General features: G+C 39.3%; 26 protein-coding genes. 5 read left to right on the top strand and 21 right to left on the bottom strand.

The genetic code is table 11. From position 1 onward, the window contains the following. Positions 1 to 22 precede the first annotated feature (22 nt). Positions 23 to 448 carry a DUF2621 domain-containing protein gene (locus AAEM60_RS10565; RefSeq protein WP_299741095.1) on the top strand — a complete coding sequence of 142 codons (426 nt, stop codon included), beginning with the start codon at positions 23 to 25 and terminating at the stop codon, positions 446 to 448. 158 nt (positions 449 to 606) lie between these two features. Here the strand turns inward: AAEM60_RS10565 and AAEM60_RS10560 are convergent, their stop codons facing one another. The 4 genes from AAEM60_RS10560 to AAEM60_RS10545 all read right to left on the bottom strand — a co-directional run bounded on the left by AAEM60_RS10560 (position 607) and on the right by AAEM60_RS10545 (position 3,059). Continuing rightward, positions 607 to 1,086: a site-2 protease family protein gene (locus AAEM60_RS10560; protein WP_299741093.1), complete on the bottom strand. Its 480-nt coding sequence runs from the start codon at positions 1,084 to 1,086 to the stop codon at positions 607 to 609. 172 nt (positions 1,087 to 1,258) lie between these two features. Next, positions 1,259 to 1,738 (bottom strand): cytochrome c biogenesis protein CcdC, encoded by a 480-nt coding sequence (locus tag AAEM60_RS10555; RefSeq protein WP_299741091.1) that lies wholly within the window; start codon positions 1,736 to 1,738, stop codon positions 1,259 to 1,261. Between the two features lie 122 nt (positions 1,739 to 1,860). Beyond that, the gene (locus tag AAEM60_RS10550; RefSeq protein ID WP_299741089.1) at positions 1,861 to 2,220 is read right to left on the bottom strand and encodes a response regulator; all 360 of its coding nucleotides are present in this window, start codon (positions 2,218 to 2,220) and stop codon (positions 1,861 to 1,863) included. A 131-nt stretch (positions 2,221 to 2,351) separates the two neighbouring features. Next, the gene (locus AAEM60_RS10545; RefSeq protein WP_341357882.1) at positions 2,352 to 3,059 is read right to left on the bottom strand and encodes a cytochrome c biogenesis protein CcdA; all 708 of its coding nucleotides are present in this window, start codon (positions 3,057 to 3,059) and stop codon (positions 2,352 to 2,354) included. Positions 3,060 to 3,325: 266 nt separating this feature from the next. On the opposite strand from AAEM60_RS10545, the gene AAEM60_RS10540 reads away from it, so the two are divergent. Further along, positions 3,326 to 3,502 carry an aspartyl-phosphate phosphatase Spo0E family protein gene (locus AAEM60_RS10540; protein WP_082051130.1) on the top strand — a complete coding sequence of 59 codons (177 nt, stop codon included), beginning with the start codon at positions 3,326 to 3,328 and terminating at the stop codon, positions 3,500 to 3,502. A 91-nt stretch (positions 3,503 to 3,593) separates the two neighbouring features. Here the strand turns inward: AAEM60_RS10540 and AAEM60_RS10535 are convergent, their stop codons facing one another. The 9 genes from AAEM60_RS10535 to AAEM60_RS10495 form a co-directional block, all read right to left on the bottom strand. Then, a complete protein-coding gene (locus AAEM60_RS10535) occupies positions 3,594 to 5,399 on the bottom strand; it encodes an ABC transporter transmembrane domain-containing protein (RefSeq protein ID WP_299741084.1) in 1,806 nt (601 codons plus the stop codon). A gap of 3 nt (positions 5,400 to 5,402) precedes the next feature. Then, positions 5,403 to 7,151: an ABC transporter transmembrane domain-containing protein gene (locus tag AAEM60_RS10530; protein WP_299741082.1), complete on the bottom strand. Its 1,749-nt coding sequence runs from the start codon at positions 7,149 to 7,151 to the stop codon at positions 5,403 to 5,405. 141 nt (positions 7,152 to 7,292) lie between these two features. Further along, a complete protein-coding gene (locus AAEM60_RS10525) occupies positions 7,293 to 8,414 on the bottom strand; it encodes a CamS family sex pheromone protein (RefSeq protein ID WP_299741080.1) in 1,122 nt (373 codons plus the stop codon). Positions 8,415 to 8,605: 191 nt separating this feature from the next. Further along, positions 8,606 to 8,827, bottom strand: a complete 222-nt coding sequence (locus AAEM60_RS10520; protein ID WP_044337285.1) for a YneF family protein — start codon at positions 8,825 to 8,827, stop codon at positions 8,606 to 8,608. Positions 8,828 to 8,911: 84 nt separating this feature from the next. Next, on the bottom strand, positions 8,912 to 9,349 hold the full coding sequence (gene sirA / locus AAEM60_RS10515) for a sporulation inhibitor of replication protein SirA (protein ID WP_299741078.1): 438 nt from the start codon (positions 9,347 to 9,349) through the stop codon (positions 8,912 to 8,914). Between the two features lie 271 nt (positions 9,350 to 9,620). Beyond that, positions 9,621 to 11,627: a transketolase gene (tkt, locus tag AAEM60_RS10510; RefSeq protein ID WP_299741076.1), complete on the bottom strand. Its 2,007-nt coding sequence runs from the start codon at positions 11,625 to 11,627 to the stop codon at positions 9,621 to 9,623. Between the two features lie 302 nt (positions 11,628 to 11,929). Then, the gene (locus tag AAEM60_RS10505) at positions 11,930 to 12,163 is read right to left on the bottom strand and encodes a DUF896 domain-containing protein (protein WP_341357881.1); all 234 of its coding nucleotides are present in this window, start codon (positions 12,161 to 12,163) and stop codon (positions 11,930 to 11,932) included. A 105-nt stretch (positions 12,164 to 12,268) separates the two neighbouring features. Then, positions 12,269 to 12,919: a recombinase family protein gene (locus AAEM60_RS10500; RefSeq protein ID WP_299741072.1), complete on the bottom strand. Its 651-nt coding sequence runs from the start codon at positions 12,917 to 12,919 to the stop codon at positions 12,269 to 12,271. Between the two features lie 11 nt (positions 12,920 to 12,930). After that, a complete protein-coding gene (locus AAEM60_RS10495; RefSeq protein ID WP_299741070.1) occupies positions 12,931 to 13,257 on the bottom strand; it encodes a LysM peptidoglycan-binding domain-containing protein in 327 nt (108 codons plus the stop codon). Positions 13,258 to 13,413: 156 nt separating this feature from the next. Here AAEM60_RS10495 and lexA point away from each other — a divergent pair, with 156 nt between their 5' ends. Beyond that, positions 13,414 to 14,034, top strand: coding sequence for a transcriptional repressor LexA (lexA, locus tag AAEM60_RS10490; RefSeq protein WP_044337292.1), 621 nt, complete (start codon positions 13,414 to 13,416; stop codon positions 14,032 to 14,034). Positions 14,035 to 14,150: 116 nt separating this feature from the next. Here lexA and glnA read toward each other — a convergent pair whose 3' ends face one another. From glnA to hflX, 4 genes are all read right to left on the bottom strand, one after another. After that, the gene (glnA, locus tag AAEM60_RS10485) at positions 14,151 to 15,485 is read right to left on the bottom strand and encodes a type I glutamate--ammonia ligase (RefSeq protein WP_148969244.1); all 1,335 of its coding nucleotides are present in this window, start codon (positions 15,483 to 15,485) and stop codon (positions 14,151 to 14,153) included. Positions 15,486 to 15,522: 37 nt separating this feature from the next. Further along, positions 15,523 to 15,939, bottom strand: coding sequence for a MerR family transcriptional regulator (locus AAEM60_RS10480; RefSeq protein ID WP_299741061.1), 417 nt, complete (start codon positions 15,937 to 15,939; stop codon positions 15,523 to 15,525). 138 nt (positions 15,940 to 16,077) lie between these two features. After that, positions 16,078 to 17,355, bottom strand: a complete 1,278-nt coding sequence (locus tag AAEM60_RS10475; RefSeq protein ID WP_299741059.1) for a methionine gamma-lyase family protein — start codon at positions 17,353 to 17,355, stop codon at positions 16,078 to 16,080. An 18-nt stretch (positions 17,356 to 17,373) separates the two neighbouring features. Beyond that, entirely contained in the window at positions 17,374 to 18,627 is a 1,254-nt protein-coding gene (gene hflX / locus AAEM60_RS10470) for a GTPase HflX (protein WP_299741058.1), read from the bottom strand. A 200-nt stretch (positions 18,628 to 18,827) separates the two neighbouring features. On the opposite strand from hflX, the gene AAEM60_RS10465 reads away from it, so the two are divergent. Beyond that, positions 18,828 to 19,436, top strand: a complete 609-nt coding sequence (locus AAEM60_RS10465; protein ID WP_299741056.1) for a trimeric intracellular cation channel family protein — start codon at positions 18,828 to 18,830, stop codon at positions 19,434 to 19,436. 72 nt (positions 19,437 to 19,508) lie between these two features. Here the strand turns inward: AAEM60_RS10465 and spoVK are convergent, their stop codons facing one another. From spoVK to AAEM60_RS10445, 4 genes are all read right to left on the bottom strand, one after another. Then, the gene (spoVK, locus tag AAEM60_RS10460) at positions 19,509 to 20,462 is read right to left on the bottom strand and encodes a stage V sporulation protein K (RefSeq protein WP_299741054.1); all 954 of its coding nucleotides are present in this window, start codon (positions 20,460 to 20,462) and stop codon (positions 19,509 to 19,511) included. A gap of 386 nt (positions 20,463 to 20,848) precedes the next feature. Beyond that, positions 20,849 to 21,085: an RNA chaperone Hfq gene (hfq, locus tag AAEM60_RS10455; RefSeq protein WP_299741051.1), complete on the bottom strand. Its 237-nt coding sequence runs from the start codon at positions 21,083 to 21,085 to the stop codon at positions 20,849 to 20,851. Between the two features lie 27 nt (positions 21,086 to 21,112). Further along, positions 21,113 to 22,072, bottom strand: a complete 960-nt coding sequence (gene miaA / locus AAEM60_RS10450; RefSeq protein ID WP_299741049.1) for a tRNA (adenosine(37)-N6)-dimethylallyltransferase MiaA — start codon at positions 22,070 to 22,072, stop codon at positions 21,113 to 21,115. Between the two features lie 213 nt (positions 22,073 to 22,285). After that, entirely contained in the window at positions 22,286 to 24,658 is a 2,373-nt protein-coding gene (locus AAEM60_RS10445; protein WP_341357988.1) for a penicillin acylase family protein, read from the bottom strand. A 255-nt stretch (positions 24,659 to 24,913) separates the two neighbouring features. On the opposite strand from AAEM60_RS10445, the gene AAEM60_RS10440 reads away from it, so the two are divergent. Beyond that, positions 24,914 to 25,360, top strand: coding sequence for a DUF4385 domain-containing protein (locus tag AAEM60_RS10440; protein WP_299741047.1), 447 nt, complete (start codon positions 24,914 to 24,916; stop codon positions 25,358 to 25,360). The last annotated feature ends 29 nt before the right edge of the window (positions 25,361 to 25,389 follow it).

Here is a 25,389-nt window from a genome sequence, read left to right as displayed (position 1 = left end):
TTTGAAAAATTGAGGTGAAAGCATGCTTGAAGGTTGGTTCTTATATTTCATACTATTTTGGGTCGTTTTTTTAGTAGCTTCATTTGCTATTGGTGGATTCTTTATGTTTAGGAAATTCTTAAAGAGATTTCCTAAAGAAGATGGAAAATCCGATTTGGATTGGGAAGAACATTATGTGAATGAAACCATCCATTTATGGGGTGATGAGGAAAAGAAAATGCTCAATGAGTTAGTCACACCCGTACCCGAATTATTCAGGGACGTAGCGAAGCAAAAAATTGCAGGTAAAATTGGTGAATTGGCTTTAAAAGACAGAGCCTCTTCCATTACTCAGGAATTAGTCATAAGAGGGTATATCCTGGCGACTCCGAAACGGGATCATAAGTTTCTTCGAAGAAAACTAAACGAAATGCAAATAGATGTAACCCCATACGAACATTTATTCTAGGTGACAGGAAGGAAAGAGAATGGGATCGATACTAATTATTCCGATTGTGCTATATTTAATTTTTATTATAGGTGCGGCATTTCTGTACATTAAATGGAAGAAAGCAAAAAAAGGTAAACAATAGTCGTTTACCTTTTTTTCATTCACTTTTTATATGATTAATCAATGGGATCCTCTGCCTTACCGTATCGAATGACATCGAGTATTGCTTGTCCATCGCTTGGTTTCCCTTCTCCATTTCTAAACGGAAATAATGAAAAGAAAATAAAGTAAACGGAGAAATATACAAATTGATAGAAAAAGATGTGAACAGGAATGACCCCTTCATAAATCAGGAAATTAATAGCTAAAATCGCAATCAGGTTAAATAAACTTCCGGAAATATAAATAAGGACATGAACCCAAACCTTGTTATACTTCAATTCTGTATATTGACACCAGCCTTCCATAAAATACATTCTTCTCACTTCTAATGGACCAATGTTGATTAAATGCTTACCGGTTCCAATGCAGAATTTTATCTTTGCACCAAATATGCGAGCAATGAAGATATGTCCTGCTTCATGGACAATGGTGACCAAAGGCAGTGTTAAAAAAAATGCCAGAAAAAACGTCCAAATATCTGCTAGCGTAAACAATACTTATCCCACCAATATCTCTTGTTATTTTCTTCATCTCTCTCTTTGCCCTAAATAACTATTCTCTAAGCGTATGGGTCTCCTTTGTAAAGAAATCGTAATCTGAGATTAAGAAATTTCTAAAATAGAAATAGCAGGGTGATAGGAATCACCCTGCTATTTACCCAGTGAATTAAATTGAATTCGTTGTTAAATCTTGTTGCTCTTGGTGCAGCTTTCTATATTGAAGATACATGGCGATTCTCCATGGTACAATCATTCCAAAGGCAAGTATCCAGAACATCCCGCTTAGTTCACCATAATCAATCGATGCACTGAGGATAGACTTGGCTACAATCCGTATTAACAAAAGCCCAATCAAAATAAATGCGAACGCCTTAGATCGTTTTAAATAAATATCATTCTCACGAATTTCGAATTTGGAGGTCTTGATCAACAATATAGAAAAAATCATTCCTACCGTAATCGCTTCTAGAAATTCTCCTAAAGTAACTCGAAAGACAGGGAATAAGAACATTAAGGCACCAGTACTCATAAACAAAGGTGGTAAAATAATCTTCTTACCACTTACAGGCCTTTTCTGAGCCTTCATTCTAATAAATATCACCATAAACCCCATAAAAATCGCCACAATGGATGAAGCAATCATCATAAACCATCATCATCCTTTTAATTTCTACTTTCATACCTACCCTATTATAGCCTAAATGAAAGAAAAACGAAAACACAAAAAAGAGAGAATGAATCTAGTCTTCACTCTCCCGTTCCATTCGATCATCCTAAAACTCTTTTGATGGCTTCCTCCACACGCACATCGTCAAAAGGTTTCACTATAAAGTCCTTTGCTCCCGCTTCAATGGCTTCCACCACGACCTTTTGTTGTCCCATGGCCGAACACATGATAACTTTTGCTTGAGGAAACTCCGATAATATTCTTCTAACCGCTTCAATTCCGTCCAGCTCAGGCATCGTGATGTCCATCGTCACTAAATCCGGCTGAAGCTCACGAAACTTTTTTACGGCTGTGAGTCCATTCTCAGCTTCCCCTACAACTTCGTGACCGCTGGAGGAAAGCATGCTTCCAAGAGTCATTCTCATAAATTTCGCATCATCCACTACAAGTATCGTTGCCACAGATGTTTCCTCCTCATATACGCTACCCGATGTCTATCGAACCATATTTCCTAATTCATCCAATTAAACTATACCATAAAACGTAATGATCGTTCAATTTAATCTGTATGTTCTATACTCATATTATAGGGTTAAAATCCCGTGAATCCTCCAAATATGGAAGTAAGATAGGCAAGGATGACTGTCATCCAATCAAAGAATAGCATGATCCCTACTGCAATCATCACATATCCTCCTACCTTTACGATCTTTCCACTGTTTTTTCTGATCCATTGCATTCTTCCAATAAAGAATGACAGAATGAAAAACGGAATGGCAAACCCTAACACGTAAGCTGTCATATATATAACACCTGAACCTGGATTAGAGGCGGCAAGGGCCAGAACGGAAGCAAGAATCGGTCCGGTACAAGGAGTCCAGCCTGCAGCGAATGCCATTCCGATTAACACGGAACCAAAATATCCTGCCGGTCTATTCTTGAACTCAAAACGACGGTCCTTCATCAATGTTTCCGGGGTAAACACGCCAATGACTACCAAGCCAAATAAGACAATGAAGATAGCTCCAAGCTGACGAATGAGATCCTTATAATCCAAAAAGAAGTTTCCGATAAGGGAAGTTCCAAAACCGATGGCGATAAAGATTGCCGAGAAGCCCACTAAGAAAAATAACGTATGTAATAAACTTCTCCTTTGGAGCATTGCATTATCCGTTTTGAGCTCATTGACACTCATTCCTGTTATGTAAGAAAGAAAAGCGGGATATAATGGCAGGCAGCATGGAGATATAAAGCTTAGGAAACCCGCTCCAAATGCTAAGAAAATATTAATATCAGACATTTTTACAACTCCTACATTTTTGTATATATCTCTATTCTATCAAACAAATCCCGATTCTATGAGGAATGATTGTGTGAAAGATTTGTGACCATTATATTACATGAACATTTTACTTTTTCAAATGTATTAAACTCTCTTTTCTTTTTTAAAAAACCAATAATTTTGCTTTGAAAAACAGTTCCATTTTCGTTATACTAATAAAAAGTTACAGTTATTACTAGTTTTGTATTCCATCTGTAAGGACATACAAAAGAAAGGAAACAGCCGTGTCTAAAAAAGAGCTTCTCGAACGAATTGAAAAACAGCGTGCTCAATTAATCGATATTGTTGCTGAAAATGGACTCACGTCACCTCAAGCTATTCAATTTAGTCAGGAACTTGATCGTCTGTTAAATAGCTACAACTCCTTATACATAAAAAAACGCTCCCCTCAAATGAGCTAAGACCTTAATGAATACAATTATACTATTCTCATATAAATAACAACGACCAAAAGGCAGGCTCTTTCATCTATAGAGTCTGCCTTTCATACATTCAAGAGCCCGATATGGCATCTTCCATACCATCTACCAGACCATTTTGAAGAAGATACATTTTATGATAAATGCCTTTTTGAACAAGTAATTCCTGATGACTTCCTCTCTCTACAATCTCCCCTTGATGAAGGACCAGGATCAGGTCTGCATCTTGAATGGTAGAAAGCCTGTGGGCAATGGCAATCGTTGTTCTTCCCTTTCTCATCCTTGATAATGCTCCTTGAATGGCTTCCTCCGTTTCCGTATCAATATTGGCGGTTGCTTCATCCAGTACTAGAATTTTAGGTCTGGTCGCAATGGTACGCGCAAAAGCGATTAATTGTCTTTGTCCACTCGAAAGCGTCGACCCCCTCTCAACCACTGGATGCCCATATGCTCCCGGTAGTTTTCCAATAAAGGTATTGGCTTGAACGAATGTGGCAGCTTCCTCCACTTCTTTATCCGACATCGCTTCACAGTGAAGCTTAATATTATCCCTGATCGTTCCGAAGAAGAGAAATGGATCCTGTAGGACAAGCCCCATTTTTCCACGAAGCTCTTCTAATGAATAAGATTTAATGTTTTGACCGTCTATGAGAATATTGCCACGTTCGAATTCATAGAACCTCATGAGTAAATTGATGATTGAGCTCTTCCCGCTTCCTGTATGTCCGACCAGAGCGACCGTTTCACCAGGTCTTGCAGTAAATGAAATATTCTTAAGAACCTCTCTCTGCCCATCATAAGAGAATGAAACATTGTCAAATGTTATTTCCCCTTCACTGATTGTTTCTTTTGAACGATTCTTCAAATTCTGTACAGGGGAAAGCTCTTCCTCATCCAGCAGCGTAAAAACACGGGAAGACGCAATGATTGCCTGTTGAAACATGGAAAGCCTCATCATGATTTGATTGACTGGCTCAAAAAATCTGTCCAGATAATTAACAAAGGCATATAAAACCCCTATTTCGATAGGCTGATTCAATGAGGTTACGCCAAAATAACTTAGCACAACAATCAAGGCAGCCACATAAACCAGATCAATGGCGGGCCTTAATAATAATCCATCCACTTTAATATTCTTCATGCCTGCCAAATAATGTTTTTTATTAATATCTCCGAATTCTTCTCTTAGTCTTTTTTCCTGCCTGAACACTTGAATGATGGACATCCCCTGGAGTGACTCACTAAGCTTTGCATTAAGCTGACTTAATCTCTCACGCATATCCTGATAGAAGATGGCACTAAATTTGCGATATAGCTTCATTATCATAAAAATGACTGGCAAGATGAATAAACAGAAGATGGCCAACTGGCTATTGAGTGCAAACATGGCAATAAAGATACCCGTTAATAAGAATGCTCCTTGAATGAAGGATACTAACACGCTCACAAACATATCTTTAATCGCTTCCGTATCATTCGTAACACGGGAGACAATACTTCCCGCCGGGGTCTTATCAAAATACTTCATACCTAAACCTTGAACCTTCGAAAAAACATCCACACGCAGTTGCTGAATGATCTTCAGGGCTATTTCCTGAAACTTCAGTAATTGAAAGTAGGAGATCAACACATTTCCAATCTGAATGAATAAATAAGTTGCTGAGAGCCCTATAAGCGGTCCATATGGAAACTCTCTTGGAGTTAAATAATCGTCTATAAACACCTTAATAATGATCGGTCCAAAGACATCACCGATCGTGGTCAACAACAGTAATGAAAATGCATAAAATATTGTTTTTTTGTGAGGCTTTGTATATTTCAATAGACGAAAAAATATGTTCCTCTGCTCCTTGGCTGTTAAAGTCGGTATAGTATCCATATCTCACCCTCCATACTCCACTAATTCTTCTAACTGTTGACGCAGATACATTTCCCGATACCATCCCTTTTTCTTCATCAATTCACTATGAGTGCCTCTCTCCATGATCTTCCCTTCTTCGAGAACGATGATCAGGTCTGCATGTTGAATGGCGCTTAATCGATGAGAAGTAATCATGGTCGTTTTTCCTGCCCGATTTTCCTTCAAGGAAGTCAAGATGGATTCCTCCGTCCTCGCATCAACGGCTGACAAGGAATCATCAAGAATAAGTACCTCCGAATTCATTAGAAGAGCTCTTGCAATCGATATCCTTTGCTTTTGTCCACCAGACAAGGAAACCCCTCTTTCACCGACCACAGTATTGTATCCGTCGCTGAAATGGACAATATCATCATGGATATGCGCAAGTGCTGCCGCCTCCTCCACTTTTTCTTTCGGGGTAAGTGGATAAGTGAAAGCTATATTCTCAAGAATCGTGGCAGAAAAAAGAAAATGATCTTGAGGCACATATCCAATACTTTCACGCAGGCGGGTTAATTTATAATCTTGGATCATATGCCCCCCAAACGTTATCTCTCCCTTATACCCTTCGAATTCCCTTAGCAATAGTTTTAAGAGGGTTGTTTTACCTGCTCCCGTTTTCCCTACAATTCCAATCGTTTGACCTTTCTTTAAGGAAAATTGAATATCTTCTAAAGCATGGACTTCTTCATCCGGATAAGAAAATGACTCAATCTTATACTCAATATCTCCTGAGGGGCATACATCCAGTGCTCTTTCATGATCTTCAATGTCCACCCTTTCATTCAAGAGTTGAGATACACGTTCGTAAGAAGCACGTCCTCTCTCCACAATGTTGAATAACCATCCGAATGCGAGCATTGGCCAAATGAGAAGTCCCAGATAGGTAGTAAAAGAGATCAGTTCTCCAATCGTCAGTTCTCCACTCACGACAAACCGTGAACCAAATACAATCGATAAAAAGAAAGAAATGCCTACTATTATGGAAATGGTGGGATCAAATAAGGAATCCACTTTTGCAACGGATATATTCTTTTGCACCACATCTTCAGATTGCTTTCTAAATGATTCGATATCCTCTTTTTCTTGCCCAAACGTTTTAAGAACCTTAATCCCCGTTACACTTTCCTGCGTTTTATCATTTAAGGATGAGAAGGCTTCTTGAGCTTTATGAAATCGTTTATGTAGAAGAGTTCCATAATAACTTGTCAGGATTGCCATGAATGGCATGGGGATCAAAGCAATAAGGGTAAGCTTCCAACTGATTGTAAAAGCCATGGCCAGTATCACAAAACCTCCTGTAGATATGGAATCCACGAACGTTAATACTCCTACTCCGGCCGTTTGTTGTATCGCCTGAAGATCATTTGTTGCATGCGCCATCAAATCACCGACTCGCCTTTTTTGGTAAAAGGATGGCGACATCTTGGTAAAATGATGATATAACCGATTCCGAAGCAAGCGGGAAAGCTTGGTTGCCGAACCAAAAATCATGATCCTCCACACAAATCTCAGTCCATACATCGATAGAGCTGTGATGATCAGAATAAGAATCCATTTCATCATGTCTTCCCGAGTTAATGAATTTTCTTTCATACTATCTACAATTATTCCAACAACCTTTGGTGGAATCAATTGAAGGAATGCTACAAATAAAAGTAGAATGGTTCCTGTGATATAAGACTTTTTCTCTTGCAGAAAAAACCATTTTAAATCTAAAAAGACTTTCATACTCTCTCCCCCGTATCCTAATACATCGACTCTTTATTTTACCAAATTTCAAAAAAATGAGAAATCTTTTTTATAAGATAAATAAACCAAAAAAAAACACCTCTTAATGTCTTAAGAGATGTTCTAATAGTTGGTGTTATACTAATGGATTTGAACAAATGGTTCTTGGTCCACTTCTTTTACGATGGTTGCTTTAAGACCCTTTGGTGTCTTCACATAAAGGTAAACGGGGGTATGAGGGAAGTAATCGACGATCTCGGGGCCAATCGCCTGAGAAAAACCAATTAGTTCTGTTTCTTTCACCATACCTGTATGTACATCGATCACAAGTTTATTCAACGTGTCCTTTTTGTATAAGCCTTTCCCAACAAACTCAATATCTTGATGAGAGAAATATTTCGAAACATAATCTTCTAGATCACGAATCCGATTATGTAGATCACGGTCTTTCTCTTCCCCTTCGTCACTAGGAAAATAATAGTATTTATCAGTAACATCAGTCCATTTTTTTACACTTTTGTCATTACCGTCTACATATCCAGCTGAAATATAGTTTCCTGACACGACACTATTTAATGGTTGAAGTTTATATAAGGAAATCATTATAGGAACATCTTTCAGTTCTTTATTGGCTCTCACTCGACTGACAACGGTGTTAGCTATTTTCTGTCCGTATTCCTTTAACTGTTTGTCATCAATCTTCGCCTCATCAAAGTGCATGAGCTTATTTTCATCTTCGACTCGAATATAATCTACCGTATTCATAGCAAGACCCAGGGAGATCCCTTTAATTTTCCCTTTTGAATCAACGTAGTTCTGCTCATGGATATATGCGAGATACATGGGATTCTTTTTTTCCAGCTCCATCTGCTGTTCCCAGCCCATATCATCCGTAATCTCCAGAACAGGATTAAGTCCCAATTTATTAGATTCTGACTTTCTTCGCAACCATGTATTTAGACCTTTAAGGTATTGGCCTTCTTCGTATACATAATCCTCAGGGGAAAAATGCTCGGTTGATAAAGACATAAGGCCTGTCTCGATTTCATCCATATCACTGCGATTGTTAATCATCATCGTAATTAGTCCACGATTGACCGACTTCTTCTCTTTGTTCACTTTATAATTTAAATATTCGCGAGCGTCTCCAGCTGCACTATTTTGAATTTCAAGTGTTTCTTCATCCATCACTTCTTGAGGCTTATTGCTGCATCCTGCAACAAGAATCAAGAGAGACAGTGAAACAATCATCCATTTTTTCATATGACTCCCTCCGGACTATATTCTATCATAAATTCAATTTCAAACTGAATGATAATTCTCAAGTTTTTATGAATACATGAAAATAATCAATTTATCCTGCATTACTAAAGGAATGCAATCTTTAAACCCATCTCTCCAAATATATATATTACAAATAGAAAAAGCACTCATCATCTGAGTGCTTCTACCTATTACTTCATGTTCTTATTCATTGCATTCATCATTTGATTGATTTTCTTTTGGGATGGTTTTTGGCCCATTTGCATCATCATCATGCGTAACATTTGCTCGTTAATTGGTGGATTTTTCTTAAGATAGCTCATCATATATTTACGAGCAATGAAAAATCCTAGTGCAACTCCAGCAAGTAATGCTAGAACTCCAACTAGAATAAGTAACCCAGTCGTTGACATACTCTTACTTCCTCCTTCATGTTGTCCTTATAAAAGTGTACTAAACCATGAAACATTATACAATATTTCAGTCATAATTTCTTATTAATATATAAATTTTCTTTGTTTTATTGGCTTTAACCAACCAAAACGTTCATTTTGTATATCGATTGCCAGTAATTGACCCATATTCTTTCGCAAAATTTCAAAGAAAATATATTCTGATTCATCTTGCCCCCAGGTGTTCAGCGTCATCCATTTTTCATTTAGAACAAGGGTAGCCCCTGAGGCCCCTCTTTCGATTGTCGCTACAGAGTCAACCCAGGCCGCTCCTTCAACCTTCATTAATTCATGCTGGAGGAGTCTTTGAGTAGGAAGGTAAGGGATAGGTTTAGTAATATATTCTACTTGCTTAGAGATGATATCATGAAGATCTCCTGAACTTGCTTCCCAATCGGAAAACAATTGATAGAACATTCTTTCTCGACCATAATAGTGCTGAACAAACGTTTCTTCAATCCAATAGATTTGATAGTTTCGCACCTTTTCTCCCTCCTGCCTTTCTTTCATATAGTATAAATCAACTAGAAGGGAGTCATTGTCAGAAATTGTTGAAAATCTACACTAGTTTTGTCGAAGTTTATTTTAACTCATACACTCTACTGAATTCTCCTGAGTTACTATATGAAACTGACTATCATCACTTTACCCATTATCTACCATACATACTCCCTTTAACAATCATTCATTTTTCCGTTCTAAAAAAGGTCAACTCCTTAAAGAGTATTAAGGAGTTGACCTATCAAATCTTTATTTATTTCTGAAGCAATGCCTTGATTCTTGACACTACATTGTCTGAAGTGAATCCATATTCTTCCATAACCCTTGCCCCAGGAGCTGATGCGCCATATCCATCAATCGCTAAGATATCGCCTTCGTCTCCAACATAGCGATCCCAGCCCATTGGAGATCCCATCTCAATAGCAAGGCGTTTTTTCACACTCTTAGGTAAGATCGATTCTTTATACTCTTTTGACTGTTTCTCGAAGCGATCCCAAGACGGCATACTTACGACAGATACGCTGATTCCGTCTTTTTCCAGTACATTTTGAGCTTCTACCGCTAAATGCACTTCAGAACCAGTCGCAATCAGTAGTGCATCAGGCTGATCTTTGCCGGAAGCTGATACCACATATGCTCCTTTATCTACTCCGTTATATGCTTTATCTGCAGTACCTTTAAGAGTTGGAAGATCCTGACGAGATAGAACTAACATCGTTGGCTGATCCTTGGACTCCAAAGATAACTTCCATGCTGCAGCTACTTCATTTCCATCACCAGGTCTGATGACACAAAGGTTAGGCATTGCACGTAGTGAAGCAAGCTGTTCTACAGGTTCATGTGTCGGTCCATCTTCTCCGACAGCGATACTATCATGAGTGAAAACATACGTTACCGGTAAGCCCATTAATGCAGCTAAACGGATAGCCGGTCTTAAATAATCACTGAATACGAAGAATGTTCCCCCGAATACGTGCAGTCCACCATGGAGAGCCATACCATTCATGGCAGCACCCATACCAAATTCACGAACTCCGAACCAGATATTGCGTCCTTCATACGATTCAGGCATAAAATCTGCTTCATCTTTGATCATCGTTTTATTGGATCCCGCTAAGTCTGCTGATCCCCCGATGAATGAAGGAAGATTCTTAGCAATCGCATTCAAGACTTCACCGGAAGAAGCTCTGCTTGCTAATGCTTTACCTTCTTCATAGACAGGAATGTCACGATCCCATCCTTGTGGAAGATCGCCTTTAATGGCAGCTTCTAATTGAGTAGCAAGTTCTGGATGTTCTTCTTGGTATTTAATGAAAAGGTTAGCCCACTCTTCTTCTTTTTGAGAACCGGTTTGTTGGATTTTTTCCTCGAAGCGGCTGTACACTTCATCAGGAACATGGAAATCTTGTTCAAATGTCCATTGGTAAGCTTCTTTCGTAAGCTTCATTTCGTCTTCACCCAGTGGAGCACCGTGAACATCTGATTTCCCTGATTTATTAGGCGCACCATATCCGATGACCGTCTTCACTTCGATCATTGTAGGACGAGTTGTATCACCTTGAGCTTCTTCGATTGCTTTAGAAATTTCCTCAAGATCATTACCGTCTTCAACGCGGATATATTGCCAACCATAAGCTTCAAAGCGACCTTTCACACTTTCAGAGAAAGATTTATCTAAATCCCCATCAAGTGAAATATCATTTGAATCATAAAGAACGACTAGACGGCCTAATTTTAAATGTGCTGCTAATGAAGCTGCTTCAGAGGATACACCCTCCATCAAGTCTCCATCTCCACAGATAGAATATGTAAAATGATCCACAATATCGTATTGATCTTTATTGTATGTAGAAGCTAAATGTCTTTCAGCTAATGCCATACCAACTGCCATACCAATTCCTTGACCAAGCGGCCCAGTCGTAGCTTCTACTCCTGGAGTATGTTTGTATTCAGGGTGTCCTGGAGTTTTACTTCCCCATTGACGGAAGTCTTTAAGATCATCCATTGAAACATCATAACCTGATAAATGGAGCAGGCTATACAAGAGCATGGATCCATGACCCGCAGATAAAACGAAGCGATCGCGGTTGAACCACTCAGGATTTTTCGGATTATGATTCATGAATTTTGTCCAAAGAGCATACGCCATCGGAGCTGCTCCCATAGGCATTCCAGGGTGTCCGGAACCCGCTTTTTCAATTGCATCGATAGATAATGTACGGATTGTATTAATTGCTAATTGATCTGTGTTATCAAACATATGTCAGACATCCTTCCTTTTAATGTACCTTATTAATATTAATCTTCTTTGATAGTTTATACAACTATCTTGAATGATAACATGACTTTATAGAGGTTGAAAATAAAAACCCTTAAATTTCAGGAACGGAGACGGCTTTATCAGACACGACAAGAATGCAGCATGACGAGGGGGTAGAGGCCGTAGCAGAATGATACTTAAGGAAATGGCAAGTACTTTATCGCTCTACTTTTAAGTTTTGTCCTCACCCCGCAAACAAAAAACGCCAGGTCCATTTATATCAGACCTGACAGCTCGTTAACTTAATGCATTTTCTTTTTACTTTGGATATCCTGAATCTTCTTAGGGGTCACCTCATTACCTTCCGGATCAAATATTCTTGTATTTTCAATGGTCCCTTTCATCGATTGACGAAACGTTTCCAGGTATTCTTTTCTCAGCTTGGACTGCTCTTTTGCTTCTTGTTCTGTAAGTCCAGTGCTTTTGGACTTTTTCGCAAGTTCATTGATTCGATTCATTTTCGTTTTTGAAAGCATATATAAAAACTCCTTTATTGCATAGTCGGCAAAATCTAAAACACAACTGAAAGTTAAGCGTCATACTATCGTCATGTTACTAGATTAAAGGAGATAAAACAAGAGTTACGCATTTTCCAATGAAGCCATATATTCTTTAAAACGCCTATGTACGGTAGCTTTGGAGACGTCATACCCAAACCCTCTTAGTGTAGCTGCAATTTCAGCAAAAGTCAGTTCATTCTTTCTTAACCTGACAATTTCCTCAACGGGTACTTCAATCCGCTCTCTTCCATCTAGATTCCCTTTATTCTTTAGATTTTTATGAGGTTGAAAACCATTTTCCACTGCCCTTTTCATTCCTCGTCTGATTTTCAAATTATGGAGTTTCCTTTGGTATTCTTCAACCATGCTCACGATATTAATCACCATGGAATCTGATTCAGATAAGTGAAGCTCGCCACTATGTGTTTGACTAATAATCTTAACTTCCTCTTTTAATAGACAATGAATGAGGGCAATTTTTGCATTTCCCCTGCCAATCCTTGTTTCGTCCTGTATGAGAACAGCCGCAATCGACTCACCTTTAATCAAATCAAGAAGTTCCAGAACACCAGGACGATCTAATTCAAAACCGCTTGCTTGATCTTTTATGATAGCAGCCACTTCGTATTGGTGTTCTTGTGCTAATTTCACTAATTCCTCTTCTTGACGTTCCAAAGATGTTTCCTGTGTGTCTTTCTTTGTACTTACTCTGCAGTAAATTACTGCCTTCATCTTCTATCCCTCTATTCTTCGTTCATAACCAATTCATAATCTGAATGGGTGGATAATGTCGGATTTTCTATAGGTAACACAAGTGATTCACCGGGCTTGATCGAGAATGATGTGAGATTATTTTCCTCTCCTACCCAAGCGATAAATTCTTCCACTGTCATAGAGTATTCTTCATTATATTGTTTGGCAATAGTCCAGAGCGTGTCTCCATCCTGAACGGTGATACTTTGATAAGACGGTTGATCTGCCATGACAAATAGTAAATAGGCTGCAGAAAAAAGCGCTAAAACAAATAATATAATAATGTAAGAGAAACGATTCCAAATGTGTGATAACATAAAAAATACCTCCATACGAATGTTTGTTCTGTTTTGTTATTTTTATTGTAATACGAACATTCGTTTGGTGTCAACAGAAATTCGAACTTATGTTTGTATCAGCTGGAAAGACATGCTATAATGGGAACATAAGATCTATAATAGAGGTGCGTGAACATGACAAAATTGTCTAAAAGACAGCAAGACATACTAGAATATATTAAAATTGCAGTAAGAGAAAAAGGATATCCACCTTCCGTCCGGGAAATCGGGGAAGCCGTTGGTCTTGCTTCTAGTTCCACCGTACACGGACATCTGGCCAGGTTAGAGAGTAAAGGCCTCATTCGCCGGGATCCCACCAAACCAAGAGCCATCGAAATTTTAAATCTTGAAGAGGATACGATTCCACGCCAGCGAGTTGTGAACGTTCCTTTAATCGGTAAGGTTACAGCAGGTCAACCCATCACTGCTGTCGAGAATGTAGAAGAATTCTTTCCACTGCCTGAGCGTATGGCACCTTCTGATGAACAGGTCTTCATGCTGGAAATCATGGGTGATAGTATGATAGAAGCCGGGATCTTGGATGGGGATTTCGTTATCGTGCGTCAGCAGCAAACAGCGAACAATGGAGATATCGTCGTAGCGATGACCGAGGAAGATGAAGCGACTGTAAAACGTTTCTTTAAAGAAAAGGATTATGTTCGATTACAACCAGAGAATTCAACAATGGATCCGATCATTTTACGAAATGTATCCATTTTAGGAAAAGTTGTCGGAGTTTATCGTCAAGTACATTAATAGGTTTAAGCCGCTATGTTTAATAGCGGCTTAATTTTTTATGTAATTTGGAAGACTATTAAAGAATAAAAAAGCAGTGGGTCGTAGCGTTTTTGCTACGACCCACTGTTTAAGGATTAATACATTTGAATGTATTGCTCGCGCTCCCATGGGTGTACTTGTGTACGGAACATATCCCATTCGATTTCTTTCGCTTCAACGAAGTGTTCGAAGATGTGTTCTCCAAGGGATTTAACGATTACTTCATTTGTTTTAAGGTTTTCTAATGCAGCGTGTAATGTTGCTGGAAGATCTACGATTCCTGCTTCTTCACGCTCTTTTTTGTCCATGACATAAATGTTGCGGTCGATTGGCTTAGGAGCTGGAAGATTATTTTTGATTCCATCTAATCCAGCTGCCAGTAATACAGCCATCGCCAGGTATGGGTTAGCCGCCGGGTCAACACTACGAACTTCTACACGTGTGCTTAATCCACGAGAAGCAGGGATACGGATTAATGGGCTGCGGTTACGAGCAGACCATGCAACATAACAAGGAGCTTCATATCCAGGTACTAAACGTTTGTATGAGTTTACAGTCGGGTTCGTGATCGCTGTAAAGTCAGTGGCATGTTTAATGATACCTGCAAGGAATTGACGAGCTGTATCGCTTAATTGCAAATCTCCCTTTTCATCAAAGAAAGAGTTTTCCCCATTTTTGAATAGGGACATGTTACAGTGCATTCCTGATCCATTTACACCAAATAGTGGTTTTGGCATGAATGTAGCGTGCAAACCATGCTTACGTGCAATCGTTTTAACTACTAGTTTAAATGTTTGGATATCATCACATGCTCTTAATGCACTTGCATATTTAAAGTCGATCTCATGTTGACCAGGAGCAACTTCGTGGTGAGATGCTTCGATTTCAAAGCCCATTTCTTCTAGTTCTAATGCGATATCACGACGGCAGTTCTCCCCTAAATCTGTAGGAGCTAAATCGAAATAACCACCGTTATCGTTTAATTCTAATGTCGGCTCACCGTTTACGTCTAATTTAAAGAGGAAGAATTCTGGCTCAGGTCCTAGATTGAAGTCAGTAAACCCCAGCTCTTCCATTTGGCTTAAGATGCGCTTTAAGTTGTTACGCGGATCTCCTTCGAATGGAGTGCCATCTGGATTGTAGATATCACAGATTAGACGGGCTACTTTTCCTTTTTCAGCTGTCCATGGGAATACTAACCAAGTATCTAAATCAGGGAATAGGTACATATCTGATTCTTCGATACGAACGAATCCTTCAATTGAAGATCCGTCAAACATCATCTTGTTATCTAATGCCTTTTCAAGTTGACTCAGAGGGATTTCTACGTTCTTAATCGTCCCCAGAATGTCAGTGAATTGCAGTCGAATGAACTTTACACCTTCTTCATTCGCTAATCTTAGAACATCTTCTCTAGTATACTTTGCCATTTACGTATTTCCTCCTCAAGATTATTAAAGGTTTTATTTAATGAAAAAAGCGAGACATGTCACCTTGACGCAAAGATGCTTTAGTAAATCGACCAGAATGCATCAATTCATTTCGGAGTAATTTACGCAGCTCGTCATCAGATAGATCTTGTCGTGCTTTTTCTTCCTTTTCATTACTTACGTCAGATACCACTTTACTTTCATTATGACTGGATACAGCAAATATCTTCTTAATCCCAGCCATGTTGATGCCTTGATCTAACAGATCCTTTACTTCCAATAACTTATCAATGTCATTCAAGGAAAAGAGCCTGCGATTCCCCTCAGTACGTGCAGGGTTGATCAGCTGATGCTCTTCATAGTAGCGAATCTGACGAGCCGTTAAGTCCGTGAGCTGCATGACAATACTAATAGGAAATAATGCCATCGTTCGACGAATTTCACTTCCGCTCATCTTGATTCCTCCTTTTCTTTCCTTCTTGACCTTATTATATGTAATGTAAGGAGATCTGTCAATCATATGTTAGATTTTCTTACATAAGAAATCAAAAGAAAGGGATAGTCAAAATTAGACTATCCAATTACTACTTTATTATCCGTTCGCAACAGTGATTAAACCTTTTTCAATCAAATTATCTACTGCTATGCAAACGGCGATTTTTACATGGGCGTAAGTTAACCCCCCTTGGACATACGCTACGTAAGGTGGTCTTATCGGTCCGTCTGCAGATAATTCAATGCTGGAACCTTGTATGAATGTTCCTGCGGCCATAATGACGTCATCTTCATAGCCAGGCATATAGTTGGGATATGGAGTGAAATGAGAATTTATAGGGGATGCAAACTGGATTGCCTGACAAAATGCAACCATCTTATCTCTGTCATTGAATTGTACCGACTGGATTAAATCTGTTCGTTGTGCATAAGGACTTGGATTTGTATCCATGCCAAGCTCCGTTAAGAAAGCGGATGTGAAGACGGCACCCTTTAATGACTGTGCCACCACATGTGGCGCCAAAAAGAAGCCTTGATACATTTCTTGCAAACTGTAAAGAGATGCCCCGGCCTCGGCCCCTATGCCAGGTGAGGTCATTCGATATGAACATGCATCTACGTATCCTTTTTTCCCAACGATATATCCTCCTGTTTTAGCAAGGCCGCCACCAGGATTTTTAATAAGGGAACCGGCCATTAAGTCTGCACCTACGTGACAAGGCTCTCTTTCTTCAACAAATTCTCCGTAGCAATTATCTACAAAGACGACGATTTCAGGGTTAATTTCTTTAACGAAATCAATCATTTCTTTGATTTCATCTAGAGTAAATGAAGGTCTATTGGCATATCCTTTAGACCGCTGTATCCCTACCATTTTTGTCTTGGAAGAAATCGTTTTAGCCACTTTTTCAAAATCGATTTTTCCTGATTCGAGTAAATCAACACTTTGATAGCCAATCTGAAAGTCTTTCAGAGAACCGGTCCCTTCTCCGCGAATACCAACAATTTCTTCTAACGTATCATATGGTTTTCCCGTTATATACACCAGTTCGTCCCCAGGTCGAAGTACACCAAATAAGGCGATTGAGATTGCATGAGTGCCTGATATGATCTGAGGTCTCACCAGTCCCGCTTCTCCCCCAAATACATCTGCATAAATACTTTCTAATGTGTCTCTCCCTGCATCATCATACCCATATCCTGTGGAAGGAATAAAATGAGAATCACTTACACGATGCTTTTGAAAAGATCTAAGTACATTAAACTGGTTTTTTTCCGCTCTTTCTTCTATTTGTTTATGAATTTCTTTAATGCTTGCTTCAACTTTTGTTACCAGTGGCTTTAGAATGGTTCCGTGCACTAATTGTTCATACATGAGATTTTTGTTTCCCTTCTACCTTTGAAATTTCTTGATGTTTCCTGCGATTGGATGATCTTCCAAGTGATAGCCCGTCAATTCATAAACCTGGCTTTCCTCTATAAATTCCAGTTTTCTTAAGATGGTTTCATTCTTTAATTGTGAAAGGGCCTTCCCTTCACTCGCTGGAATGAATACATGATAAGATGTCATATGTTTTTTCACGATTTCTTCTATTTTTAATAAAAGCTGCCCGCGATCGTGTTCGTTTAAGGCACTGATCATTATATGATCCCATTCACTACTCGGAACAAAGTCAGGGTCCATTACATCTTTCTTATTGTATACCGTTAGCTGAGGCAGTCCATTCATGTCCAAGTCTTCTAATAAAGCTTGAACGGTCTTTTCGTGCTGACTGTAATCCGGATTTGAACTATCCACAACATGGAGAAGAAGATCCGCTTCCTTTACCTCTTCCAGCGTAGAGCGAAACGCCGCTACTAATGTAGTCGGGAGATCTTGGATAAATCCGACAGTATCCGTAAGTAATGCCGTGTATCCGCTGGGCAAGGGCATCTTCCTTGTCATCGGGTCCAATGTAGCAAAGAGTTGATTCTCTTCATAAGAATCTGCTAATGAGATTCTATTAAACAAAGTCGATTTGCCTGCGTTTGTATAGCCGACCAATGCTATTTGAAAGGCTTTGTTACGCTTTCTCCGTTCACGATACCTTTCTCTGTGTTCAACTATGATCTGCAGTTGTTTCTTAATGTCATCAATTCTGCGATGAATATGACGACGGTCACTTTCCAGCTTTGTTTCACCCGGCCCTCTTGTACCAATTCCTCCTCCCAACCTTGAGAGAGACGCCCCTTGACCGATTAATCGAGGAAGAAGGTATTGAAGTTGAGCAAGTTCTACTTGTAATTTCCCTTCTCTTGAACGGGCGCGCCCAGCGAAAATATCCAGGATCAGCTGAGTACGATCAATCACCCTTGCATTTAAATCTTTTGATAAATTCCTGATTTGACTCGGAGATAGTTCACCATTAAAAATGATAATATCCGGTTCTAATTGTTCTTCTAAAAGGGCCAGCTCTTCCACTTTACCTTTTCCTATATATGTACCAGGATGAACGCGATCCCGCTTTTGAGTTAATATAGCCACAACCTGACCTTGAGCCGTTTCCGTCAACTCTTCAAGCTCGTCTAGACTATACTGAAAACGCAAGTCTTCTTCCTCCAGTTGACACCCAACAAGAATGACTTTTTCCTTCACTTCATTCTTCAATAAACATCCTTCTTTCTGTACGTTTCATTATCATTTTCATCATACCAAATTCGTCTCGTAAACTCTATGTAAAAGGTAATGAAAAATGGTTGCAATTAAGTGCAAACGTGTTAAAATCAGTATGTTTGAATAAACAAAACATCGCTCACATTCTACATACTGGCATGTAGCATATTGTAATAGGGTTAGGAGGAATGTGTATGACATGGGAAGTATTGAGCATTATTGGTACCATTGCTTTTGCTATTTCAGGAGCTATCATTGCCATGGAAGAGGAATACGATATACTTGGTGTTTATATATTAGGAATTGTCACAGCATTTGGTGGAGGTGCCATTCGGAACTTATTGATCGGCGTCCCTGTTTCCGCTCTGTGGGAACAAGGCATGTTATTTCAGATAGCCCTTCTATCTATAACAGCCGTTTTTCTTTTCCCTAATAATCTCCTTAAGCATTGGAGAAAATGGGGGAATTTCTTTGATGCAATAGGTCTATCAGCCTTCGCCATCCAAGGAGCACTATACGCTTCTGAAATGAATCACCCGATAAGTGCTGTCATTGTGGCAGCCGTATTGACGGGAAGCGGCGGTGGAATCATTCGCGATCTTCTTGCCGGCCGGAAACCGTTAGTGCTTCGATCAGAGATTTATGCTGTGTGGGCGGTTCTTTGTGGAGCGGCCATTGGACTGGGAATTGTCCATTCAGCCTTTGAACTGTACTCTTTATTCATCATTACCACGACGTTGCGAGTACTTTCCTACTTATATAAATGGAGGTTGCCGAATAGGAGCTTAAGAGCACATGTTTAATGAAAAAATGCATTCTTTTATGAATGCATTTTTTTCATAGATTCTTAGATTCTTATTGTTTACTAAGTATGGTCATTCAGAAGAAGCTTTGTTAAACACCAGATCATTGCTGCGAATGGTTAATAAATCATGTCGATCATAGCAATTTTCCATTAGGAGGCGCATTGCCTGAGCACGGATTGACTTTTCTAATACATTCCGTACATATCTTCCATTTGAAAATGCCATGGGAGATAGTGTATTTTTAGCTGAATGAAGATGCTCCCTTATCTTTCTTTCTGCATCGTGACTTAATAAATACTCCTTCTCTTCTAACATCCTTCTGCCAATTTCCATCAGCTGATCAACTGAATAATCAGGAAAATGAAATACGAGAGGAAATCGTGATTGCAGTCCTGGATTCAAGGTGAGAAAGTGATCCATTTCCCTCGAATATCCTGCCAGAATCAAGATAAATTCATGCTGCTTATCTTCCATATGTTTGACAAGTGTATCAATCGCTTCTTTCCCGAAATCCTTTTCTCCGCCTCTGCCGAGAGAATACGCTTCATCAATAAATAAAATGCCTCCTAGGGCTTTTTTGACAAGGTCTCTTGTTTTTTGAGCTGTGTGTCCAATATATTCACCGACCAGATCAGCTCTCTCTGCTTCTATTAAATGTCCTTTAGAAAGTACATTCATTTTCAAGAACAGTTTTCCAATGATTCTTGCTACGGTCGTCTTACCTGTACCGGGGTTTCCTTTGAACATCATATGAAGTGCTTGTTTTCCTGCTTTCAACCCCATTGCTTCACGTTTCTTATTGACATATATCCATGCATAAATTTCTTTCACCATTTTTTTCATTTCTTCCATTCCCACAAGAGATCCGAGTTCTTCTTCTATTTCTTTTAAAGCGACATGCTCTTGAGGGAGAGACTGAGGAAGAGATTCATGCCTCAACGTATCTCGTACTGAACTCCGTTTTTGAGAATTCAATACAATGCTGATTTGACCATTATTTTTCATTCTCATTGGTTGATCCAAAGGTTTCACCTCACTATTCTAAAGACAGTATACGCTCCTGAGGATTTTAGGGTGACAAACGCCTATACTTCACCTATTTTTTCGACAAATATGAAGAATTCTGTCTATTCCTGCGCTTTCCCGAGAAATAAAAAGAAATACGGAGTGTTTTGCTTCGTTTATGTTACAACAGGTTCATCATTATATAGCTGTTAAAAACTAGTTTGTAGCATTGTAAGTGAGGGACGTAAAAAAAGCCTCTCTTATCATCCTATTCAATTACATTTCTTTTCATTAACTAATTCTGTTAATCCTTACTCAGATTCATGGCGTTTATGAGAAAAGGATCCGATAATAACTACAAAAAAAGCTGCCCCTAGAGGCAGCTTTCGAAAGCTTTTTCACAATTAATTGGTTGTCTCTTCAAAATTTATTTGGACATTACGCTGTGGAGCGAATGTTGAAATGGCATGTTTATATACAAGCTGCTGTTTTCCATCGCATTCAAACAGCACGGTAAAGTTATCAAAACCTTTCACTTGACCACGGATTTGGAAGCCATTTAATAAAAATACCGTACATAGTGAGCTTTCTTTTCTCAATTGATTAAGGAATTGATCTTGGATATTAATGGATTGTTTCATGGTTAGTCCTCCTCTTCTATCTCTACATTACTTATTCGACTTTAATTGAAGCTTTCCTGCAATAAATTCTGAAATATCCTCGATAATTTCGGCGTGCTGATTCTCATCTGTCATATCGAACCAGGCCACATCCATTTTATTTCTGAACCATGTCAGTTGACGCTTTGCATACCTTCTGGAATTTTGCTTTAGGTTTTCTGTTGCTCGTTCCAAGCTGACTTCACCATCGAAATAATCATAAAGCTCCTTGTATCCGATGGCCTGAACAGACTGAACATCCCTTATACCTTCATCGTATAACCCTTTAACTTCTTCTAATAGACCCTGTTTCATCATTAAGTCAACACGAAGGTTGATTCTTTTATAAAGTTTATCCCGATCCATGGTTAATCCAATTAAAGCAACATCGTACTGCAGCTCCTGGGATTGCGCTTCTTGATACTCAGACATTGTCTTGCCAGTACAATGATAGATTTCCAATGCTCGAATAACACGGCGGGTATTATTCCGGTGAATATTCCCTGCTGATACGGGATCCACGGATAATAACTGATCGTGAAGCCACCCGGAACCATTCTTCTCTAGGCTTGCTTCCAGCCCCTCGCGATAGTGTTCATCACCTGGAGTTTCAGTGAATTGATAATCGTATAGAACAGACTGAATATAAAGTCCTGTCCCCCCTACTATAAGAGGGATATTCCCATGAGAGTGTATTTCCGATATTTTTTTTCGGACAAGCTGCTGAAATTCAGCTACAGAAAAGGATTCATCAGGATCTTTAATATCAAGTAAATGATGCTGGACGCCTTCCATTTCTTCGGGGGTGATTTTAGCGGTACCGATATCCATTCTTTTATAGATTTGCATGGAGTCACCACTGATGATTTCCCCTTTAAACCTCTTTGCAAGTTCTATACTTGTATTGGTTTTCCCTACAGCAGTCGGACCAATAAGAACAATCACTTTCTCTTTCTCATATCTTGTCATACGTTCACTGCTTTCTATGTAAATGATTCTTTACATATTATCGTACCATAATGATAGATGTTGTGAAATCACATCTTGCTAGTTTGTCCATTTCTTTTATTATTATTCTCAGAGATTAAACTTTTTCTGCCTCCCTTCTTTATTGATGTCAATGTACCCGTTTATGGAACAGGTAAAACTGCTTGAAGGAATCCTTCAAGCAGTTTTAGTTAGTTATTCTGCTTTTAATTTTAACGTGTCTCCACTTGGGTTGGAGATTGAGGTTCCATGATAGTCACCATTAATCCATGCATTAATTTGATTATGATACCATTCACTCTTATAATGACCCGCTTGTCCAGGGCCTACAATATGAAAGCCATTGTTCATGTTCTCTGTATCGATAACAAATCTCCATGAAGCACCATGATTGACGATTCCACTCTCATTATAGCTTGCAGCTCCCACCGTCACTCTACTTCCTCCCACTGCCACAGGATCTCTGTCATTTAAGAACCATTTCAAAACTGAAGATGCTCCCGATAAAGGATGTTCAAAGTATACTCTATGATACATTCCCCACTCCCACTCGTTCATTGAAAAACCATATTCTTCTTCCAGCTCGTCTAATGCTTGGGTAAGTGAAGCTGTCAGGAAAGTCTTGTATCCTCCCCTGTCCACAAACCACTGAGATTCCTCTCCGTTATGAGCCTTCCGAATGAGTTCATCCACGACACTTTGACGGCCTTCAAACAGTTTCATCATATCTTTTGGAATTTCCTTTTTAAATAGACCAGTGGAAATTTCGTTCATCCATTGGTGAAAAACAAGTGGAGCAGCTAGTTTTTTATCATCTTTATTGTTCCAGGACTTCAGCAACTCAACAGCTTCTTTTTCTTTAGCTGTTAATGAGCCGCTTTCCATATCTTCAATCAGAATATGAACCATTTCACGTGCATGTAAATTCATCTGATCCATTTGAAGGTCTTTCATATCGGAAAGAGCGATATCCTTTTTTGCTTCTAAATACTCAGATATTCTCATGTACCGATATGGCTGAGCCCAGTGATGACTAATGTGATATGGATATTCTTCGGAAACCACTTTATTATTTGCTGTTGCAATGAAACCCGATTCTGGATTGATGACTTTGGGAAGCTCTTCGAATGGTATAAATCCTTCCCATTCATAATCAGGATCCCACCCGGGAACAGGGAGAAGTCCGTCCCCTTTTTTCCTGATTGGAATTTTCCCATTTGCCTTATACGCAATCGTCCCATCCTCTGAGGCAAATACGAAATTTTGGGTAGGAACATGGAAGTCCTTTAAGGCTTCTTCAAATTCATCCCAATCCTTTGCCTTATTGATGTTAAGGATTGCGAGAAGTTCCAGACTTGGATCAAGTGCTGTCCATCTCATTGAAAGCACCTTTCCACTCTCATTTTGATGAGAAAACTCTGAAATCACCGGTCCATGTCTTGTGATTGTGACTTTATAAGGAATGGTGTCACCATCTTTTACTTTAATGGGCTCTTCTATGATCGTTGCCCTTTCCCACTTTTCATCATATAAAAACAGAGAAGGATCTTCATCATTTTGTTTTTCTACATATAAGTCCTGAACATCAGGTCCCGTATTTGTTACCCCCCACGCAATTTGCTCATTATGACCAAGGATGATCCCTGGAATACCGGCAAAAATCACTCCACTCACATTGACTTGTGGTGATTCCAGGTGCATCTGATACCATATGGAAGGAGTTCCCAATGAGAGGTGGGGATCGTCTGCTAGAAAGGGCTTACCACTGGCTGTTTTCTCTCCGCTTACCACCCAGTTGTTGCTCCCATTAAACTCCGGTGGAATGACAGCACTGGCAAATGATTGCTCCATATCAACCTGAACTTCTCCTATTTCTGATAGGATGGTAGGAGCGTCTTCAGGGTATGAAGGGAACAAATCATACGCTTTATCTTTTGGCAGGTTTTCTAATGCCCAGTACCGGAAAGCCTGTCCTTGCCAGTGGCCCCCTAAATCAAATGCCATATACTTACCGATGGTTAATGAATCGATGGGAGTCCATCTTTCAGGTTTATAGCCAAGCAGAGTGAATTCAATAGGGAGCCTTCCTTCATCTGTGGCTTCTTGCATAAAAGCGTTTACCCCATCGGCATACCATTCGAGAAGCTGCTTGGCTTCATCCGGATATGCGGCAAATGAAACCTCCGCTGCCCTCCGCAAACCAAATGTCCGGAAGAACTTGTCCCGATCAATTGCTTTCTCACCGACCACTTCACTCAATCGCCCCGAAGCCTGTCTTCTGCTTAGGTCCATTTGAAATAGACGATCCTGCGCCTGTACATAACCCTGTGCCATATAAAGGTCTTTTTCATTTTGAGCAAGAATATGGGGCACGCCGTCTTTATCCCTGATCACTTCTACATCTTGGGATAAACCTTTTAATGAAATAGCACCCGATGTAACAGGCAGCGATCTGTCAATGTAATAATTTGCAAAAATAAGGACTCCAAGCATGATAAACAGAATGGTTCCCGCTGTCCATAATATAATTTTAAGGCGTTTATTCTTTTTCTCCCTTAGAAGCTCTATGCCTCCATTCATTCCATTTCCCCCTATTTCATATATTGAATTTTCTGAATATAACTATATCTTAGTATTAGCTTTTTGTGAGAAGAATTCCTTCTACTAAAATGCATTCTGAAAAATTCTATATGTAAAAAACGAAAGGGCTATTAAATAAGAAATTAGTTACCATAACATTATTACTGGTAACTTTTTTTCTGCACACAACTTCGTTTAGACGATGGATCATGGGGGGTAAAAGATATTCAGGAGGTGAAGAACATGGCATTTGATTATGATCTTGATTTCGAGACGATTGATTTTCGGGAGCAGCCTGAAAAATATCGGGTGGGACGAGGGGAACAGGGTGTATTACTTGTCGAACCATATAAGAGTGAAATCCTTCCCCACTGGCGCTTTAAAAACACCGATATTGCCAAAGAATCTTCAAATAAGATATATGAGTTGTTTATCCAATACAAACTGGAAAATGATTTTGTAGGAATGGACATGGCCAGAAAGTTTCTTCAAATGGGGTATACAAGAGCTCGACGTTACGCCAACTATCCAGGAGGGAAAAAGTATAATAAAGAAGGAGATTTAAAGAAGAGAAAGATAGACGAAGAGAAAGCTGCATCTGCAGCAGTATTCGAAACAAAGTGGAAGCTTGCCAGAGAAGATGAAGAGTATCTTCATCTTAAAAAAGAACACCAAAGCAACTTTGGTTAAAGACAAAAAGAACAGGGGTGAACTACTGC

Source organism: Rossellomorea sp. y25, assembly GCF_038049935.1.
GTDB lineage: Bacteria > Bacillota > Bacilli > Bacillales > Bacillaceae_B > Rossellomorea.
Note: the sequence above shows the minus strand (reverse complement) of the source record. Positions and strands in the feature narration are given on the sequence as shown.

Coding starts and splice junctions, on each gene's coding strand:
- AAEM60_RS10565 (WP_299741095.1), top strand. CDS start 23: ATGCTTGAAGGTTGGTTCTTATATTTCATACTATTTTGGGTCGTTTTT.
- AAEM60_RS10555 (WP_299741091.1), bottom strand. CDS start 1,738: ATGATGATTGCTTCATCCATTGTGGCGATTTTTATGGGGTTTATGGTG.
- AAEM60_RS10545 (WP_341357882.1), bottom strand. CDS start 3,059: ATGTCTGATATTAATATTTTCTTAGCATTTGGAGCGGGTTTCCTAAGC.
- AAEM60_RS10535 (WP_299741084.1), bottom strand. CDS start 5,399: ATGGATACTATACCGACTTTAACAGCCAAGGAGCAGAGGAACATATTT.
- AAEM60_RS10530 (WP_299741082.1), bottom strand. CDS start 7,151: ATGAAAGTCTTTTTAGATTTAAAATGGTTTTTTCTGCAAGAGAAAAAG.
- AAEM60_RS10525 (WP_299741080.1), bottom strand. CDS start 8,414: ATGAAAAAATGGATGATTGTTTCACTGTCTCTCTTGATTCTTGTTGCA.
- AAEM60_RS10520 (WP_044337285.1), bottom strand. CDS start 8,827: ATGTCAACGACTGGGTTACTTATTCTAGTTGGAGTTCTAGCATTACTT.
- tkt (WP_299741076.1), bottom strand. CDS start 11,627: ATGTTTGATAACACAGATCAATTAGCAATTAATACAATCCGTACATTA.
- AAEM60_RS10505 (WP_341357881.1), bottom strand. CDS start 12,163: ATGCTTTCAAAAACGAAAATGAATCGAATCAATGAACTTGCGAAAAAG.
- AAEM60_RS10500 (WP_299741072.1), bottom strand. CDS start 12,919: ATGAAGGCAGTAATTTACTGCAGAGTAAGTACAAAGAAAGACACACAG.
- AAEM60_RS10495 (WP_299741070.1), bottom strand. CDS start 13,257: ATGTTATCACACATTTGGAATCGTTTCTCTTACATTATTATATTATTT.
- lexA (WP_044337292.1), top strand. CDS start 13,414: ATGACAAAATTGTCTAAAAGACAGCAAGACATACTAGAATATATTAAA.
- glnA (WP_148969244.1), bottom strand. CDS start 15,485: ATGGCAAAGTATACTAGAGAAGATGTTCTAAGATTAGCGAATGAAGAA.
- AAEM60_RS10480 (WP_299741061.1), bottom strand. CDS start 15,939: ATGAGCGGAAGTGAAATTCGTCGAACGATGGCATTATTTCCTATTAGT.
- AAEM60_RS10475 (WP_299741059.1), bottom strand. CDS start 17,355: ATGTATGAACAATTAGTGCACGGAACCATTCTAAAGCCACTGGTAACA.
- AAEM60_RS10465 (WP_299741056.1), top strand. CDS start 18,828: ATGACATGGGAAGTATTGAGCATTATTGGTACCATTGCTTTTGCTATT.
- hfq (WP_299741051.1), bottom strand. CDS start 21,085: ATGAAACAATCCATTAATATCCAAGATCAATTCCTTAATCAATTGAGA.
- miaA (WP_299741049.1), bottom strand. CDS start 22,072: ATGACAAGATATGAGAAAGAGAAAGTGATTGTTCTTATTGGTCCGACT.
- AAEM60_RS10440 (WP_299741047.1), top strand. CDS start 24,914: ATGGCATTTGATTATGATCTTGATTTCGAGACGATTGATTTTCGGGAG.